Raw genomic sequence first — 19680 nt, 5'->3', positions numbered from 1 at the left:
GGCGCTGGGTGGTATCGGTCCGCACGGTCTGGTTGTTGGCGCCACCGGCTCCGGTAAGAGCGAGTTGTTGCGGACGCTGGTGACGGGGTTGAGCATGACGCATGCCCCGGAGCATCTGGGTTTCGTGCTGGTGGATTTCAAGGGCGGTGCGACGTTCGCGGGGGTGACCGAGTTGCCGCATGTGGCGGGGTTGATCACGAACCTTGCCGATGATCTGGCGATGGTCGATCGGGTGCGGACCGCGTTGCAGGGGGAGCAGCAGCGCCGGCAGCAGATGCTGCGCAGGGCGGGGAACGTGGACTCGGTGCGGGAGTACCAGATCCTGCAGGCGGCCGGCGGGGTCGATGAGGACGGGCGGCGGTTGGAGCCGATGCCGTATCTGATGGTCGTGGTCGATGAGTTCGGTGAACTCCTGGCCCAGCGGCCGGACTTCATCGAGCTGTTCGTGCAGATCGGGCGGGTGGGCCGGTCCCTGGGCATGCACCTGCTGCTGGCCACCCAGCGGCTGGACGAGGGCCGTCTGCGCGGCCTGGAGTCGCACCTGTCCTACCGGATCTGCCTGCGGACGTTCAGCGCGCAGGAGAGCCGTGCGGTGATCGGGACGCCGGACGCGTACCGGCTGCCGGCGATTCCGGGTTCCGCCTATCTGAAGGTGGATGAGTCCGTCTACGAGCGGTTCCGGGTCGCGCACATCTCCGGCGTCTACCGGGGGGAGGCCGAGCGGGAACCGGTGTCGGGTCCTGTCCCGGTTCCGGTGCTGTTCGGTCTGCGGACGGCCGAGGACGCCATGGGGGAGGAGCCGGAGGAGTCCGAGCCGTCCGTCACGCTCTCCCGCCCGCTGCCCGGCCAGCGCACCGAGATGCAGGTCGCCGTGGACCAGGTGCGCGCCCACGGCACCCCGGTGCACCAGGTGTGGCTGCCGCCGCTGCCCCCGCTGATCGAACTCGACGCGCTGCTCGGCCCGGTCGGCGCCGACGACGAGCGCGGCTACCGGTCCGGGCTGTGGCCGCAGGGCGGCGGTCTGTCCTTCCCCGTCGGCGTGATCGACCTGCCCAGCCGCCAGGAGCAGCGCGCCATGCTGCTCGGCCTGGCCGGGCAGCAGGGCCACCTGATCGTGGTCGGCGCTCCGCAGTCCGGCAAGAGCACCCTGCTGCGCACCCTGATGATGAGCGCGATGCTCACCCACACCCCGGACGAACTGCGGTTCCTCGCCGTCGACTTCGGCGGCGGCAGCCTCGTCGGGCTGGATCGGGCCCCGCACGTCTCCGGCGTCACCACCCGGCACGACGAGGCCCGCACCCGGCGTGCCCTGTCGGTGGTCCGGCAGATCGTGGAGGACCGCGAACGGCTCTTCCAGCAGCTGCGGATCGACTCCGCCGCCGACTTCCGGCGGCTGCGTGACGAGAAGCAGCTGCCGGACGGCGTGGAGGCCGCCGACGTCGTCCTGGTCATCGACAACTGGGCGGGCCTGCGCGCGGCCATGGAGGAGGCCGACGCGATCGTGCCCGAGATCGCGGTGCGCGGCCTGAACGTGGGCGTCCACCTGGTGCTCACCGCCAACCGGTGGGCCGAGCTGCGCGCCAACTTGCGCGACACCATCAACGGCCGGCTGGAGCTCCGGCTGGCCGACCCCACCGAATCGGAGATCTCCCGGCCGCTGGCCCGCCAGTCGCGGGCGTTCGTGCCCGGCCGCGGCTTGGTGGCACCCGGGCACGTCTTCCAGGCGGCGCTGCCGAGGCTGGACGGCACCCTGTCCACCGACAACCTCACCAAGGCGCAGGAGACGGTGGTCGACGAGCTGGCCGCGCGCTGGAAGGGCGCCGCCGCCCCGGCACTGCGGGTGCTGGCCGAGACGGTCACACCTGAGGAGCTGGACCGGGCCTGCGAAGCCCTGCCCGGCGGACGCGATGCCCTGCCCGCGACCGCGGTGCCCATCGGCATCCGCGAGTTCGACCTGCGCCCGGCGACCCTGGACCTGGAGACGGACGGCCCGCACTTCCTGGTCCACGGCGACCCCGGGTCGGGCAAGACAGCGTTCCTGCGCTCCTGGATGCGGGCGATGACCCGGCACCGGTCGGCGTGGGACGTGCGCTTCATCGTCGTCGACTACCGGCGCGGGCTGCTCGGCGCGGTGCCCGAGGACTACCTCGGCGCCATGGCCGGCGACCCGGCCACCACCGCGGCCTACCTGGAGCAGGTCGTGGAGAAGCTCAAGGAGCGGATGCCGCCTCTGGGCATCACGCCCCGCCAGCTGAAGGAACGCAGCTGGTGGACCGGCCCCGAGCTGTATCTCGTCGTGGACGACTACGACCTGGTGGCCACCGGCGGGTCGAGCGGGCGCGGGCCGCTGGGCGTGGTCACCGACTACCTCACCCAGGCCGCCGACATCGGTTTCCACGTGGTGCTCGCCCGCCGCAACGGCGGTGCGGGCCGCTCCTTCGGGGACTCGGTGGCCGGCCGGATCCGGGACCTGGGCGCCGCCGGGCTGCTGCTGTCCGGCGACCCTCGCGAGGGCGTCGTGCTGGGCGACCAGCGGGCACGCCAACTCCCGCCCGGCCGGGGCATCCACGTCTCACGCCGCAGCGGTGCCTCCGTGGTCCAGACCGTCCACGACACCGACGACACCGACGACGGCGCAGACAGCGCAGCCGGGGCGGGCCCCGCCTCCGACGGCAACGGTCGGTGATCCGTGCATCCACCCGCCGTCGCGACACCCCGCTAGCCGGTTGACCGGGGCAGCCCCCACCAGGGGCTGCCCCCTTGTGAGGACGTGCCCCCATGGCCCAGTACGACACTTCGCAGATCCGTGCCCTCGGCACCGCGTGGCTGAACGACGCCCAGAACCTGCGCGGGTACCTGCAGACGATGCACGAGAGCGTGTGGAGCATGTCCGGGGCCTGGACCGGCAAGGCGGGGCAGGCGGCGCAGGAGGTGTGGAACGGCTCGGACACGGGCGAGCACAACATCTGGAACGTGATCTTCCAGGCCGCCTGGGTGGCCGAGCAGATCGGGACCTCGATCCTCGACTACGCGGACGAGCTCGAGAAGACGGTCAAGGAGATCAACAAGTCGCACCTGATCGCGGCGTTGGCCACGATCTTCGGCCTGGTGCTGAACATCGGCACGCTCGGCCTGGCCGGAGTGATCGAGGAACTCGCCACCAAGGTCGGCATGTGGGCGGCCGAACTCGCCGCGGACTCCGCCGCGTTCGCCGACGTGGCCGCGGGCATCGGGCAGGCGGTCTCCTTCACCACCTCCGCGGCCATCTGGGAGTTCCTCACCCTCAAGAACGACATCCTCTCGCAGATCCTGGCCTCGGAGATCGCGCACGGCCCGATCGAGATCGACTGGACCAGCGAGGGGATGAACCTCGGCCTCGGCCTGGAGGCGAACTTCGGCGCGCACCTGGGCGAGCACTACACGAGCGAGAAGACCGGGGAGGAGGTTCCGGTCCCGCACACCGGCCTGCCGGGCAGCGACCTGCCGACCGGTTCGCCGCACGTCTCCGAACCGACCTTCTCGGACGCGGACACGAACTCGATCAGGAGCTGGGACTCGTCCCATTCCACGCTGGTGGGCCCGGACCTGGCGAAGATCACCGAGTCGGGCCCGGCGAAGTACGGTGCGGAGAAGTACGACCTGGAGAAGTACACCTCCTCAGACTTCGGCCCGGACGTGACGGTGAAGTCCGACGCGGGTGCGGGCCTGGTGGCCAAGGGGAACTTCGACGCCCCGGGAGCCGGCGGTCCGCGGTCCGACGGCGGGAATCCGGGCGGGACGCCGCAGCCGCTGGGCGGTGTCCGCGCCGAGCCCGCGGGCCCCGGCCCCCGGCCCGGCACCGCGTCCGACCCGAACGGCCCGACGTCCGGCCCGACCCGCACCGCGGACCCGGCCACCGGCCCCGGCCGCGCGGACGCGGCGGTCGCCGGTCCGGCCGGCAGCGGGCGCGGCGAGGTGCCGCCGACCGCGGGCCGGGGCGACGGCGCGGCCACGCCCGGGCCCCGGCCCGGCACCGGGCGCGGCCCCGGGACCGGATCGCGGCCCGGGGACGGGGCCGCGCCGGCCCAGGTCCACCTCGAACCGGCGCCCCGCAGCGCGCAGCCGGACTCCCACGTCGCCGCCGTGAACGTGACGCCGCCGCGCCAGCGGGGCGCCGGCGACGGTGGCAGCCTCGTCCGGGACACCCAGGAGCACAGCGAGGTGCCGACGTCCGCCGCGGGCGGGTCCCGCGCCGGTGACGACGCGAACCTGGCCACCTCGGCCTTCTCGCGCAGCGGCGACGGCCTCCCCACCGCGGTCGCGCACGACGAGCGCTTCGGCCCCGCGCGGGCGGCCGACGCCGGCACCGGCGCCGCGCGGGCCGACAGCGCGGGCGCGGGAACCGCGCCCGGTTCGGGGGCGGTCCGGGCCGAGGGCGCGTCCGGCGCGGGCCTTGACGCGGTCCGCCGCGCGCCGGACCCCGCCCATGGCGCGGGCGCCGGACGGGGCGCGACCGGCGGGGACGACGCCGCCGCACCCGGCGGCGCGGGACGGGCCGGCGCGTCGGAGCCCGCCGGCATCACCCGCACGGGGCGCGGTGCGCCGCAGGAGGGGGCCCCGGCTACGGACGGCGCCAAGGGCGCGCACGCCGAGCCGGCCCCGGACGCGGGTTCCGCCGGGGCGGGGCGCCCGGCCGCCGGCGCGCACGAGACGCCGGACGCCACACGGCTGGAGAACTCCGCGGCGGCCGCGGCGTCCGGTGCCCACGAAGGCGCCGGGCCGAAGGACGCGCTGACCACGTCCGCCGAGCCGTCCGCGTTGCCCGCCGCGGGAGGGCACGACGCGGGCACGGCCGGAGCCGGCCACGACGCGGGCACGGCGGGTGCGGGCCACGACGCCGGGACGGCAGGGGCCGGCCATGACGCGGGGACGGGCCAGGTCCAGCACGGCGCCGCCGCCCACTCCCACCTCGACCCGGGCCCCGGGCCCGTGCCCCACGGCACCGCGGACGGTGGCGCGCCGGGCCACGCCCCCGAACTCTCCCCGGCCGAGGCCGAGTTCCAGCAGAAGGCCGCCCAGTGGGGCGATTTCCGGCAGGAGCACGAGCAGAAGAACGCCCTGCTCCTGCACGCGGAGAGCCACCTGGAGTCCCTGCACGCCGATCTCGAGACGGCGTGGCGATCGGGCGCCCTGAAGTTCGCCGACCTCCACGGGAGGAACGGCGAACCCGCCCCCGGGGCGGGCCACGAGAGCGCGCAGGAGCACCCGGCCGACCCGGCCCGCTGGGAGCAGACGGTCAAGGACGCCCGGTCGCAGTGGCGGGCCGACTTCACCCGGCAGTTCCGCGCGGAGCTGGACTCGGCCGGCAGGATCACCGCGGACGCCTTCGAGCGGATCTACCAGGACGCCGGGGAGAACGCGTTCCGGCATCTGGTCCGGGCCGACGAACTCGCCACGTTCGAGGAGAAGTTCACCGCCGAGCTGGACGCCTACAAGGCGAACCGCTTCGGCTACGGCGACGACCTGCCGACGTTCGGCCGGGCGCCGTCGAAGTACGTCTTCGACAAGGACCTCGGGACGTTCGTCAAGGACGACGCCAAGGGCTACGGTGCCGCGCCCGGCGACGGCCCCCCCCGACCCGCCGGTGACCTCCCCGCCGGTGACGCACCGCACGAGCCCGCGGCGGCCGGGGACACGGCGGGCGCGCACGGCGCCGGGGACGCGCCGATCGACTTCTTCCGCGACAGGTCCCACGACTTCAACGCGCTGGAGCAGCACTACATCCACCAGCGTGAGCAGATCAGGGCGACCCTCGACCACGCCTTCCACGGCCCGGACGGCGCCGGGACGTTCTCCCCGCGGACGCTCGGCCGGCTCGACGGGCTGCTGCGCGACGCCTCCGGCGACCTCCACCGGATCGCGGTCCGGGAACAGGACATCCGCAAGGCCGCGGAGGAGGCGTTCGCCCAGGGGACGGGCGAGGAACCGCGGCCGCCGGAGGTCGTGGACGCCGCGCGGTCGGACCTCGCCCGCGACCTGCGGACCCTGCACGACGAGGTGTTCGGCCCGCGCGCCGCCCACGACGCCGTCCTCGGCTCGCTGTCCGAGCACCCGGCGTTCGGATCCCGGGCCGAGCACCAGGCGTTCAACCACGGCGACGACGGCCGGGGCCCCCGCCGGCAGTGGATCCTGCGCAGCAAGGTGCTGGCCGACCGGTTCCGCTCCCACGTGGACAAGGCGGACTTCGTCCACGAGCAGATCGCGCTGGAGAAGGAGCACGCGGAGGTCCACCTGGCGGAGCACACCGGCGAGAATTCCCCCACCCGCCTCGATGTCGACGGAAAGCAGCGCCTGATCGGCGGCTACCTGAAGCAGGTGCGCGCGGCGGCCGAACTCCACGCTGGCAGGGAGCAGGAGGGCGGCCACACGGCCGAGGTCTCCGCCGCCGAGTGGACCGGCACGCGCGATCAGTTGCGCGCGACGCTCCCCGACCGGATCCGCCACGAGGACGACCTGCGGCACGAGGTCGTCGGGGCCGCGCAGGACTTCCACCAGCTCCTCGGCGACCCCCGTGGCACCTCGGCGACCGCGCTGCACGAGGACACCGTCAGCAGGCTCGGCAACGACTTCCGCACCGACCACATCACCCGCTTCGACGAGCTGTTCGCCCCCGAAGGGCACAAGACCGACGCGTGGCTGGCGCACGAGGCGCACCACGAGGACGGCTTCTCGACCCGCCTCGACGATCTGCGCCGGGACGCCGTCCAGTGGCGGGCGTTCAAGCAGGCGAACGCGGAGCGGAACGAGCTGCTCCTGCACGCCGAGAAGCACCTGGAATCCCTCCACCAGGAACTGGAGGCGGCCTGGAACTGGGGCGCGGGGAAGTTCGCCGACCTCGGCGCGGGGAAGCCGGCCGACCTCGGCGCGGGCAGGAGCGACCACACCTCCCGGCTCGGCCACGAGTCGATGGAGGACAACTGGAAGCGGCTGAACGAGGAGGCCCGCTGGGACCAGGCGGTGAAGGACGCCCGGTGGCAGTGGCGGGTCGACTTCACGCGGCAGTTCCGCGCGGAGCTGGACTCGGCCGGGAAGATCTCCGCGGAGTCCTTCGAGCGGATCTACCAGGACGCCGGGCAGAACGCGTTCCGGCATCTGGTCCGGGCCGAGCAGCACATCAAGTTCGCGGACAGGTTCACCGCCGAGCTGGACGCGTACAAGGCGAACCCGTTCGGCCACGCCGACGACCTGCCGGCCTTCGAGCACGCGCCGACGGACCACGTCCACGACGCGCACACCGGCACGTTCGTCAAGGACGATGCCAAGATCTACGGCCGCCCGCAGGACGACGAGTCCTTCCGCCACCTCGCCGGGGGGTCCGCGGGGCGCGGGACCGGGGACGCGCCGATCGACTTCTTCCGCGACAAGTCCCACGACTTCAACGCCCTGGAGCACTACTACCTCCACAAGCAGGAGCACCTCGACGGCATCGTCGACGACGCCCTCAGGGGCCCGGGCGGCGCGGACGGGCTCACCCCGGAGACGCTGGGCCGCATCGACGCGGTCCTGCACGACGCCTCCCGCGAGCTCGAACACCTCGCGGTCCGCGAGCAGGACGTCCGCAACGCCGTGGAGGACGCGTCCAACGACCTCGCCTGGAACGGGGGTTGGGACGACTCGCGGCCGCAGGAGGTCGTGGACTCCGTGCTGCTGGACTTCGCGCGGGACCTGCGGGTCATGCACGACGAGGTGTTCGTCGCCCGGGCCGGGCACGACGCGGTGTTCGCCAACGGCGACGGGCAGGGCCCGCGCCGGCAGTGGATCCTGCGCACCAAACTCCTCGCCGAGCGGTTCCACGCCCAGGTCGAGAAGACCGACTTCGTCCACGCGCAGGTGGCGGCGGAGAAGCAGCACGCCGAGTTCCACCTGGGAGAGCACCAGGACGAGCCGGCCACCTCCGCCCTCCACGAGAACGGCGAGCAGCGGCTGATCGGCGGCTACCTGAAGCAGGTGCGCGCGGTGGCCGAACTCCACGCCGACCGGGCGCAGGAAGGCGGCGTGCGGCCCGAGGCGTCCTCGGGGGAGTGGTCCGGCATACGCGAGCAACTGCGCGCGACACTGCCCGACCGGATCCGCCACGAGGGTGACCTGCGGGACGTGGCCGACGGGGCCGCCGACACGTTCCACCAGCTGGTGGGCGACCCCGAGAGCGTCCTCGACAGCCAGTTGCACGAGGACACCGTCAGCAGGCTCGGCAACGACTTCCGCACCGAGCACATCACCCGGTTCGACGAGATCCTCGCGCCCGAAGGACACCACAGCGACGCCTGGCTGGCCCACGAGTCGCACCACGAGGACGGCTTCCAGAGCCGGCTGGACGGTCTGCGCCGCCAGGACACGGACGCGTACCGGAGCCGCCTGGACGACCTGCGGCGCGGTGACGCCGGCCCGGTGTCCGGCCCGTCCGGGCACGGCGCCGACGGGGCAGGGGAGTCCGGCACGTCCGGGCCCGCCACGCCGAAGGGTCCGACCGCCGACGACACCGCCTCCCGCGGGCAGGACGCGCCCGTCGACCCCACCACGCCCCAGCGGCCCGGCACTTCGGGCGACTCCGGCACGGCGCCGCGGGAGGTTCCCGCTTCGCACGGCACCGGCGCAGCAGGCGAGCCGCCTCGGCAGCACACCGCGGACCTGCAGCAGTCGGTCACGACCGCCCCGGCGCGCACGTACCGCGTGCCGGGCCTGACCACGGCCAAGTCGCTGGCCGCCTCCGTGGCCAGGACCGTCGCCAGGACCTTCACCGGGACCACCGGGGCCCCGGTCGGCAGGCCCGCGATCGAGATCAAGGTCGAGACGGTCACCGAGCACGCCCCCCGCGAACAGGAGCAGCTGCAGGCGGAACGGGACATGGCCGGCGCCCCCGGCGCCACGACCCACGCGCAGGAGACGGCGGCGAGCGCGCACGATTCCGGCATGCCCTCCGCTGTCCAGGAGCAGGCCGCCGTCGCGGAGGTCCACGAACCGGCAGCCCTCGCGTCCGTCCAGGAACCGGCGCCCGCCGCGCCCGCGCAGGAGTCCGTCGTCGTCGCGCCCGTCCATGAGGTCGCCGCCCCACCCGTACACGAGCCCGCTCCGGCCGCGTCGGTCCAGGAACCCGCCGCTCCGGCGCTCGCCGGGGATCCGGGACAGGAGCAGGTCTCCCTGCAAGAGGCCCGGCCGACCGCGTTCGGTCCGGCGGACCTGTACGCCGAGGTCAACCGGCAGCTCCCGGGGGACGGTTACACCTTCTCCCGTACGCAGGCCCAGCGGACGTACGAGGAACTGGTGCAGCGGCACCCGTCCGTGGCCGACCTGCCCGTGTGGGCGAAGGCCGTCCAGGTCGCGAGCGCGCTGAAGCTCTCCGCGAAGGAGGTGGTGGAGGCCGCTGCCGGGCCGTTGCAGCAGGTCACGTGGCAGTACTACGACAGCGGGCAGATCCACGGCGTCCACCAGCAGTTGGCCCAGCGGCACGGCGACGAGTTCCTGCAGTTGCCGCCGCAGCGGCGCGCCCACGAAGTCGTCAGGGAGATCGCCGACAGCCTGAAACTGCGGGACGACGTCCGGGCGCGGCTGCCCCAGACGGATGTCGATCCGTCCCACGTGGTCTCCGTGCACGAGCAGTTCATGCGGACGCCCGGGTCGTCGTACCCCCAGTGGCGCCTGGAGGTACGGGCCGAGGCCGTCGCCGGCGCCCTGAGGCAGCAGCTGAGGCTGACGCGCGGGGTGAACGAGTGGCTGCGGCAGCGGCCGTACACCGGGCTCGTGGGCACCGGCCACCGCCAGGTGGACCAGGCGTACCAGGAGCTGCTGGCCGAGCACGGGCAGCCGTTCACCGCGCTGGACCCCGGGGAGCAGGCGGCGGCGGTCGGCGTGCGGATCGTCCGGGGCCGGCCCTCCCTGCTGGAGGCGCAGGCCACCAGGGACCTGGTGGCCGGGGTCGACGTCCCGCAGATGATCGCGGACGCCGTCCGGCGGGCCGCCGAGGCACCGGTCGAGGCGGTGCACAGCCCGCAGCAGGCCGCTCGCCCGCAGCTCGACCAGGTCCGCGCCCAGTGGGAGCAGCGCACGGAGCACTGGTTCACGCAGGCACAGGTCGACCACGCCTACGACGAGCTGGTGCGGCAGCGCCCGGCCGTCGCCGGCCTGCCGGCGGAGGCCAGGGCCGCCCAGGTCGCCAACTCCCTGGCGCTGTCCGCCGGGAGGATGGTGCACGCCGCCACCGCACCGCTGCTGCGCCGCACGGGCCTGTATCCCGACGGGCACGAGGTGTACCGGGTCCACCAGGAGATGCTGCGGCAGCGGGGGAGCGGCTTCCTGCGGCTGACGCCGGAGGAGCGGGCCGAGCACGTCGTCGCGGAGACGGTGGACCGCCGGGAGCTGCTGCGCGCGGTCCAGGGCCGGTTGAACCAGGCCGAGATCCCGCCGGCGCAGGTCTTCCACGCCTACGACCTGATCGTCCGGACGTACGGCGCCGGCATCACCCGCGTGGACCTCGGGCAGCGCGCCGGGTTCGTCGCCGAGGTCGTACGGCAGCAGCTGAGGCTGACGCGCGGGGTGAACGAGTGGCTGCGGCAGCAACCGGGCGAGAGGCCGTGGGGAGCCCACTACCGCGCGGTGGACCGGGCCTTCCAGGAACTGGTGACCGAGCACGGCCGGCCGTTCACCGCGCTGGACCCCGGCGAGCAGGCGGCAGCGGTCGGTGCCCGGATCCGCCACGAGCGGTCCGCCCCGGCCGGCGCGGACACCGCCGGGACGCCGGTGGTCGAGGCCGACGTCCCCCTGACGGTCGCGCACGCCGGCCCCCAGGGCGTCGCACACCTTGCCGAGACGGTGGACGGCACCGCGCAGGAGGTGCGCCCGCACCCCGAACCGGCGCACCGCTGGCGGGTGTCGGCGCAGGACCCGGCCGGGAACACCGTCGCGGAGATCGTGGACCGCAGGCAGCTGGTCGAGGCCGTCCGGGACCAGCTCGGGGAGAAGGTCACGTCCGCCCAGGTGTCGTACGCCTACGCCCAGGTGGTCCGGGCCTACGGTGCCGACGTCGCCGGCCTGGACGTCGGCCCGCGCGCCGAGTACGTCGCCCGGTTCCTCCGCTCGCAGCGGGAGTTCACCGGCCACCCGCACGGGGCCACCGACATGCGCGTCCCGCAGGACGCGCCCGACCGCACCCAGGAAGCGCAGGACACGCGGGACACGCCGCAGTCCGCCACGGGCGGCCGTGACCTGCACGAGTCCACGAAGAAGGCGAAGGCGGTCGAGCTGCCGCCGGAGCCGGCCAGGCACCCGGTGGACACCGCGTCGGTCGCCGACGGCATCCACATCCGCTGGGACAGCGGGACCGATCCCCGGTTCCTGGAGACCGTCCAGGAGGACCTCAGGAGGCTGGCGAGCAAGCCGACGGGCCGGGCCCTGCTCGAGAGGATCGCCGCCGCCGCGACGACGTCGAAGCTGGCGGCCTGGCAGCAGGCGAAGGTCAAGATCGAGCGGACCGGTGCCGGAACGGTGATCGGCAAGAGAGCCGAGTTCCTGGCGCACGCGGGCAACGTCACCAAGCCGATCAACTCGCAGTGGGCCACCCAGTCCGGGAAGGGCACGCTCAGCCTGGTCCGGTACAACCCCAACGCCTGGGAGACGGCCGACGGTCTGCGTCCCCCCTTCATCGGGCTGGCGCACGAACTGATCCACGCCTACCGCAACCTGAACGGCCTGTCGCACCCGACCGCGGCCGTCGACGAGGCACAGCTGGTCGGCTTCGGGGAGTACGCGGACCTGGAGTTCACCGAGAACAAGATCCGCGCCGAACACGGTCTGGCGCCGCGCCGGACCTACGCCGGCACCGTCGGCCCGGACCTCGACGACGCCCACCTGCCCCGGACGGTGGGCAGGGCGGGGCCGCGGCCCGCGGGCCGCCTGGCCGCCAAGGGCACCGGCGGGCGGGGCACCGCCGGGCTGCTGTGGAACGCCGGCGCCGCCGCGCGCGAGAAGGAGCTCAGCGAGAAGCACGGGGTACGGATCGGCCCCGCGAAGGGGACGTTCGCCGGCCACTTCAGCCACTCCGTGCTCGACCGCATCGACGCCGTGCTCGACGCGTTGCCGGCCGAGCACGTCCGCGACAACCCGGACCTGCGGTACATCGAACCGGGCACCGGCAGCGGGGACGGCGCCAGCGCGTACGACCCGCAGACCAGGGGCATCGGCATCGTCCGGCCCGCCCTCGTCCCCTCCTGGGCGTACTCCGAGCTCGACCGCGGATCGCGCGCGCAGCGCTTCGTGATGGACCGGGCGGCACTGTCCGGCTACGACGGTGTCCCCCTGGCGGGACGGCTCGGCCTGCCCGGCAGCGGCCGCAACGTCATGGCAGGGGTCTCGGACGTCCTGGCCCACGGCAACCTGCTGGAGTGGACGATCCGGCACGAGGTCGGCCACTCCGTCATCGCCCACCGCGCATGGTCCCTGGCCCTGCTGCAGCAGAGCGTCTTCGGCGGATGGAAGATCTACGCGCCGGAGGGCGGGCGGGTCGACGAGGTGGCCGACGACGTCCTGCGCATGGCGGAGATCGACGACCGGGCCGAAGTCCTCGACGACCAGGGCCGGATGCTCGTCGACGTGCTGGCCCGGGAACTGGTCCCCGACGTGCTGCGCGACGACCCCAAGCGGCTGGAGCACCTCGTCGAGACCTTCCCGGGCGCCGACGCGCGGCTGCGGGCCGGGCTGGAACGCGTCACCGCCTTCGTGCGCGTGGCCCTCGCGCAACCGTGGACGCTCGACGACGGCGGCGCCTCCACCCTGACCATCGGCCTGCGCGTCCACCACGTCGACCCGGGCGGCACCTGGGTCAGCTACCTGCGCGCGCAGCGGGACCTGCACGCCGTGTCCAACTACCAGTTCTCCAGCCCCGACGAGTGGTTCCCGGAGACGTACGCGGCCTACCACGACCCGCTGCCCGGTCCCCGGGAGCGGCTGCACCCCGCCGTGCGCGAGTGGTTCGGGACGGGCCTGCCGGAACTGCTCGCCCAGGAGCAGGAACTCCTGGGCGGCGAGCTGTCGCCGGTGCCGGCCTCGCCCTGGCCGCTGTCCGCCGTACCCGGCTCGCCCGGCTTCGTCGGCGAGCACCTGGTCTGGGCCGCCGACAATGTCGCGGGGCGGCTGTACACCGCGCCTGAAGGGGTCGCGATCCGGGTCCGCGGGCCGCGCGGCAGCCGCAAGGACGGCCGCACGCTCAACCAGTTGACGGCCGCGGCCTGGCAGAAGCTGCCGGAGCGCACCCGCCAGGACCTGCACAAGGAGCGGCTGGACGTCGCGGCGGACCCGCTGACGCTGGCGGAGACCGACCCGGCCCTGTACCAGGGGCTGAGCAACGCCGGGCGCATCCTGGAGAACGGGCCGATCGGCACGGCGGACGGCCGGAACGCGGTGCTGACGGGTCTCGGCAGGCGGGACTCGCTGACGCGCGGAACCTACTGGAAGCTCCAGGACGAGCGGGACGGGATCCTGGGACTGGTCGCCCGGGAGGAGCTGCGGGTCTTCCGCAGCGGGCCCACCACGCGCTGGGCCCGCGAGCAGCTGGTGGCGGAGGCACTCGACGGAACGTCCGAAGTGGAGGCGCTGCGGCGCCTGCTGGACCAGCACGAGGGCGTGGTGATCGGCGAGGAGCAGGCGGGAACGGCTGCCTGGCGGCTGCTGGCCGCCCACATGGCGGAGCTGAAGGACGCGGGCGTGCGGACGGTCTACCTGGGAGGTATCCGCGGGGACAGCTACCAGACGCACCTGAACCACTACCTGGAGACGGGCACCCTGTCGCCCGCGCTCGAAGCGCTCGTCCGGCACCACGACGGCGCCGTGGGCGCCGCGAACACCGAGGGCACCGGACTGCGGGAGGTCCTGCAGGCGGCTCGGCAGCACGGCGTGCGGCTGGTGGGCGTCGACGGGTACCCGGCCCGGGAGACCGGCCGCCGGGCCGGCGCCGACCGCCGCTTCCGGCGGGCCGCGGCGCTGAACACCTATGCGGCCGGACTGGTGCGGCGCGACCGGCGCGGGTTGCCCGACGCCAGCGGGTACCTGGTGGTGATCGGCGCGCCGCACACCGGCGCGCACCCGGGCCCGGAGCACCGCGTCAAGGTGCACGGGGAGAGGTTCCGGCCGGGCGAGGAGTTCCCCGGCGTGGACGACCTGCTGGTCGTCCCGCGCGTCGTCCAGGACCAGGTCGGACGGTTCCACCCGGGTCCGCGGCACGCCGAGACGGCCCCGGCCGAGGAAGGCGCGCAGCGGGTGGCCGGCCAGGACCCGGTGGGGGAGCCGGTCCGGGCGACCGCCGAGCCGTCGGAGGAGTACGCGTGGATCGGGAAGGTCAATCCGCTGCGGGGCGAGGGTGGTGACTTCCTGACGAACTGCGTGTTGTCGGCGATCGCGACGGACCTGTCGTTGGCCGATCCGGAGCGTGTGGTGTTCCAGGCGCCGCCGTCGCTTGCGGGTGAGCAGGGGTACGGCGTCGGGGGCGACGAGTCGGGCGCGACGATCTACCTGGGCCGCTACCGGGACCTGGAGCCGTATCCGGTGGCGGGTCCGGCGGTCGTGCTCGACGCGATGCGCCGGGCGGCGCCCGGACAGCGCGGCATGGTGGTGGTCCGCGGGCGCACGGTCGCCCACGTGCTCAACGTGGTGCGGGACGAGGGCGGTGTGGTGTTCCTGGACGGCCAGGCGGGCACCGTCGTCCCGGCGCCGGACGGCGCCGTGTCCTTCCTGCCGACCACGCACGGCATCCCCGGTTTCCCCCTGGACCAGCGCGCCCGGGCAGAGGTCGCACCCGCGACGGAGTCGATCCCGCTCGGGGCGGCCGAGGACGCGCAGGCCGACGACGGGGGCGACGAACTCGAGGAGCTGCTGGCGCAGATCGAGCTGGATCTGCGCCGCGGTCCGGTGGGCGGGGCCGAGGAGCTGTCGGACGGGGAGGACCTCGACGACTACTACTTCCAGGACTCCGATCCGCTCAGCCCCCAGGTGCAGGAGGCGTACGACGAGCACGACGAGCACGAGGCCCAGTACCAGGAGTACGAGGAGCAGGAGGAGTACGACGGGTACGCGCAGCGGGGGGACCACGAGCGTCCGCAGGAGTCCGCGGAGCCGGTGGACGACGTCGAGGACGTGGTGCTGGACCTGGCGAACGAGGGAGTGGAGAGGCAGCACGCAGAGGAGCCGACGAACGCGTTCGAGGCGTTCCTGCTCCAGATGAAGCCGCTCCAGGACTACGCCATGAACGCCGGGGACCGGACGTCGCCCGACGTCGATCTCGTGCTGTTCTCCTACCCGGGTGCGGACAACCCGGTGGGCGCCGTCCTGGGCAACTCCGGGCACGCCTTCCTGGGAATCCGGGTGCCGGGGCGGGACCAGGCCGTGGTGTTCGGGTTCCGGCCGGGCAGGGACGCGTCGAACTGGCGGATGATGACGGGGTCGGTGTCCGGTGGCGTCAGCGCCGACGCGAGCGGCGTGTTCTTCGACCACCGTGCCGAGGTGCTGGCGACGTACCGGATCACCGCGGACCAGCTGACCGACGGCTACCTCTACGCCGTCAGCAACGTCGAGGCGTCCTACCATCTGGTCCGCTACAACTGCGTGGTCTTCGCGGTGAACTTCGTCGCGGCCGCGACCGGGCTGGAGCCGACGAGTTCCGTCGTCGCCCCGAACAGCCTGGTCAAGGCGCTGCGTTCGCGCAGCCACCGGGAATGGGCGGAGAACCCGCATGTCACCCGTCTCACGCCCGCCGACGAGGCCCGCGCGTTCGACGTCGTCCGGCAGTTGGAGAGGTATCCCTCCGATGTGGCGCTGAGGGCCAAGTACTGGGCGGGACACCAGGTCACCATCGACCACCAGCGGCCGCTGACCTCGGGTGAGCCGACCGGGCTGCAGAGCGAGCAGTTCGCGCTGCTGGACCACGTCTACTCGATGGTCGCCCTCGAGTTCCTCAGCAATGGCGAGGAGGAGGCCCGGGCGCTGTCGACGCAACTGGGCCTGAAGTACGGCACGCTGCGGTCGCGGGAGTTCGCGTTCGACCGGGACATCGTCGCCGAGGAGCTGCTCGCTCCCATGCGGGAGTTCGGCCAGGGTGGCGACGCGGTTCCGGGGGAGGACGCCGAGGTCGTCGTCATGGCGGACGCCACGGGCCGGCCGTCGGTGGCGGTGCGGGTGCCCGGTGCGGAGTCGCTGGTCGGGTTCCGCTTCGGTCCGGTGGAGGACGTGCCGGACCGGCTCTTCACCGACTCCGACCCGGGGTCGCTGTTCTTCGACGATCCCGAACTGGTCCACAACCTGGGGTACGAGGTCCTCGCGGTCCACCGGGCGGGCACCCGGCAGGTCGCGGCCGGTTACCGGTACGCGCTGGAGAAGAACACGGCGGAGTACGGCAACCGGCCGTTCGGCAGCAACCTGAACGAGTCCGGTTTCGTCCGCGGGTTCCTACGGGCGGTGACCGGTGACAAGGTGCCGTCGGACTTCCTGAGGACCCTGCGGGAGGGCGCGGACCGCTCGTGGGCCACGGCGGAGTCGCCCGAGACCGAGCTGCGGCCGGCGGACCGGCTGGCAGCCACGGAGATCCGTGCCTGGCTCGCCCACGAGAACTCCCGCCACTGGTCCACCTATCCGCGGGAGTTCGTCGAGGAGTCGCAGGACTGGGCGAGGTTCCGGGTCTCGGTGGACCACCAGCGCCCGCTGGCATCGGGCGGGCTCACCCCCGTGCAGAGGGCGCAGGCGAAGCTGCTGGCTTCCTTCGCCACGCTGATCGCGGCGGCCTACCGGTCCGGTGGCGAGGCGGCCGCGCTGGCCGAGTCGTACCGGCTCGGCCGGGACTACGGCACCCTGCGGCTCCCGGCAGCCGCGCCCGCGTCCACCGCGCAGGAGGCGACCGCGCCGGCGCCGGCCCCCGACACGCTCATGCCGGCGCTGGCGCAGTGGCCGGACACGGGAGGCAGGTGGCCGCGGACGGTGGCCCGCGTCGAGGTCGGCCACGAGCCGATCGAGATGGTGGCCGGGGGCGACTTCCACTGGTTCGCCACCGACGAGGGCGGAAAGGTCTTCATCGGCAACGACCAGATCGACCACGGGGTGGTCCGGTCCGAAGTGGCCGCCGTGGTCAGCCGGTTCCGCCACGGAGGCGTGGTCGGGTTCCGTGTCCACGATGAACCCGGCCGGGGCGCCGGGCCGCGGGTCGACGACGAGGTGGTGGTCCGGCCGCCGGCCACCGGTGCCGGTAGCGCTCCGTCCGTCGCCTTCGCGACCAGCGAGGAGGACGCCGAACGCTGGTACGCGGCTGCCCGCACCTCGCAGGGCGGCCCCGACCGTGCGTTGATGGCGTTCGCCGTCATCGGGGCCGATCGCGACATCGCTCTCACGGGCGCCGGCGGGGTCCACGTCCTCGGCCCGGTGGACGCCGCGCTCATCGCCCGCGAGCGCGTCCCGCAGCCGGGGATGCGGCTCGCGGGTCCGATCGGGGCGTCCCCCGCGGGGGAATCGTCGGAGGAGTACGCGTGGATCGGGGAGGTCAATCCGCTGCGGGGCGAGGGTGGTGACTTCCTGACGAACTGCGTGCTGTCGGCGATCGCGACGGACCTGTCGTTGGCCGATCCGGAGGGTGCGGTGTTCCAGGCGCCGCCGTCGCTTGCGGGCGAGCAGGGACTCGGGCACGGGGGCGACGAGAGCGGCGCGACGATCTACCTGGGCCGCTATCGGGACCTGGAGCCGTATCCGGTGGCGGGTCCGGCGGTCGTGCTCGACGCGATGCGCCGGGCGGCCCCCGGACAGCGCGGCATGGTGGTGGTCCGCGGGCGCACGGTCGCCCATGTGCTCAATGTGGTGCGGGACGAGGGCGGTGTGGTGTTCCTGGACGGCCAGGCGGGCACCGTCGTATCGGCGCCGGACGGCGCCGTGTCCTTCCTGCCGACCACGCACGGCATCCCCGGTTTCCCCCTGGACCAGCGGGCCCGGGCAGAGGTCGCACCCGCGACGGAGTCGATCCCGCTCGGCGGCCTCTTCTCCCGGCTGTTCCGCGGCCAGCCGGCGGTCGCGGAGGAGAGCGGCGTCACGGCGTTCGCGCCGGACGGCTACTACGCGAACCCCGCCTTCCGCTCCGCTGCGGCCGATCGCGCCCGGTTCGCCCGCGTGTTCAGGTCCTACGACCGCTACCTGCCCCGGGCGCGGCAACTCGCCGCCTCCCACGAGGAGCTCAGGGACATTCCCCACGAGGACCTGGTCGCCCTCCTGGCGTACACCGGCAACGCGTTCTTCGATGCGGTCAACAAGGCCCTGCGGGACGGGGACGCCGACGATCTGCAGGTCTACGACCCGCACATCAAGGGCGTGGTCTCGGCGCTCGCCGCGCTGCCGCCCTACGAGGGGACGGTCACGCGCGCCATCGAGATCTACACGCGCGACGGACTCAAGTCGGTGGCGGCCCGCTACAAGGTGGGCGCGACCGTCGAGGAGAGGTCGTTCGTCAGTACCGACGCGGTCCGGGTGACCCGGCCCGGCAACATCTTCTTCACGATCGAGTCCAGGACCGGACGGCGCATCGATCTCGTCTCCGAGTTCCGGGGAGTGGAGAGCGAGGTCGCGTTCCCGCCCGGCACGAGGTTCCAGGTCACCAAGAAGACCAAGCGGGACGGTGATTACCACATCACCATGAGGGAGGTCGTGCCCGTCGCCGCGGACCCCCGTGCGGGCACCTCGACGCCCGCTGGCGTCGAACCGGCTCCCGCTTCTGCGCACACCGGGGAGCACCGGCCCGCGAACGCCTCGGGCACCGCGAGCGCCGCGGAACCGTCGGGCGCCCTGGACACCACGCCGCCCGCCCCGTCCGAGGCCGAGGTCCCCTGGTACGTGCTCGGCACCACCCACGGGACGCGGGCCCTCGGCGACATGGACGTCGGGACGGTGCCCGAGGAGCCCGCCCGGACCGGCACGGCGGCCGGTACCGCGTCCGACACCGAGAGCGAGATGGTGACCGTGAGCGAGACCGAGACAGGTGCCGTGCCGCAGGCGGTGCCCCAGGGAGCGCCGACCGTGGCGGTCGCGCCGCAGTCCGCGGTACGGACCGCGGCCGTCCGGGGAGTCGAGTCCCAGGTGGCGCCCGAGGCCGCCGCGCGGAGCGTTGCGGAATCCACCGCGGCAGTCGCACCGAAGGTGCAGGCGCTCCGGTACCGGGAACGGATCGCGCTCGCCAAGCGCACGTGGGAGGGCCCGGTGGCCGAGGAGGCGGCGCGCCTGGAGCAGATGCTGCTGGACGCCGGCCCCGGCGCCCGGTCGCTGGTCATCGGCGCGGCGCCGGGAGAGCAGTTGTGGGCGGTGAACCTCTTCGGCCAGGTCCGATGGCTGGCCCAGAGCACGATGCAGACGGTCACCGCCCCGCAGACCGCGGCGCAGGACGAGCCGGTCGTCTCGATCGACCTCGACCCGCGGGCGACGCTCCTGCGGGAGGTGCCGCAGCTCCTCCAGGAAGGCGGGGGCGGCGACAACTTCTGCGAGATCACCGTCGGCGCGAACCTGAAGTACGTGGTGTGACAGCGCGATTGCCCCGCAGCAACTCGGCGTCGCACGCACGTGTCTCGCCGGTCGGAACACATATGTCGCGCGCTAGGGTGGGCCGGGGTGTGCGGTTCCGCACCGCGTTGCGCCGCGTGT

General features: G+C 73.7%; 2 protein-coding genes. Both read left to right on the top strand.

What is annotated here, in order from left to right; all coding sequences use genetic code 11:
• The coding region (eccCb, locus tag C4U44_RS34930; RefSeq protein WP_103890107.1) for a type VII secretion protein EccCb at nucleotides 1-2686 on the top strand (2686 nt) is incomplete at its 5' end.
• 92 nt (nucleotides 2687-2778) lie between these two features.
• On the top strand, nucleotides 2779-19560 hold the full coding sequence (locus C4U44_RS34925) for a M91 family zinc metallopeptidase (RefSeq protein ID WP_103890098.1): 16782 nt from the start codon (nucleotides 2779-2781) through the stop codon (nucleotides 19558-19560).
• Nucleotides 19561-19680 lie beyond the last annotated feature (120 nt).

This window comes from Actinacidiphila yanglinensis, assembly GCF_900107965.1.
In the GTDB taxonomy this organism is placed as follows: domain Bacteria; phylum Actinomycetota; class Actinomycetes; order Streptomycetales; family Streptomycetaceae; genus Actinacidiphila; species Actinacidiphila yanglinensis.
This window is presented reverse-complemented; position numbering and strand designations above follow the sequence as displayed.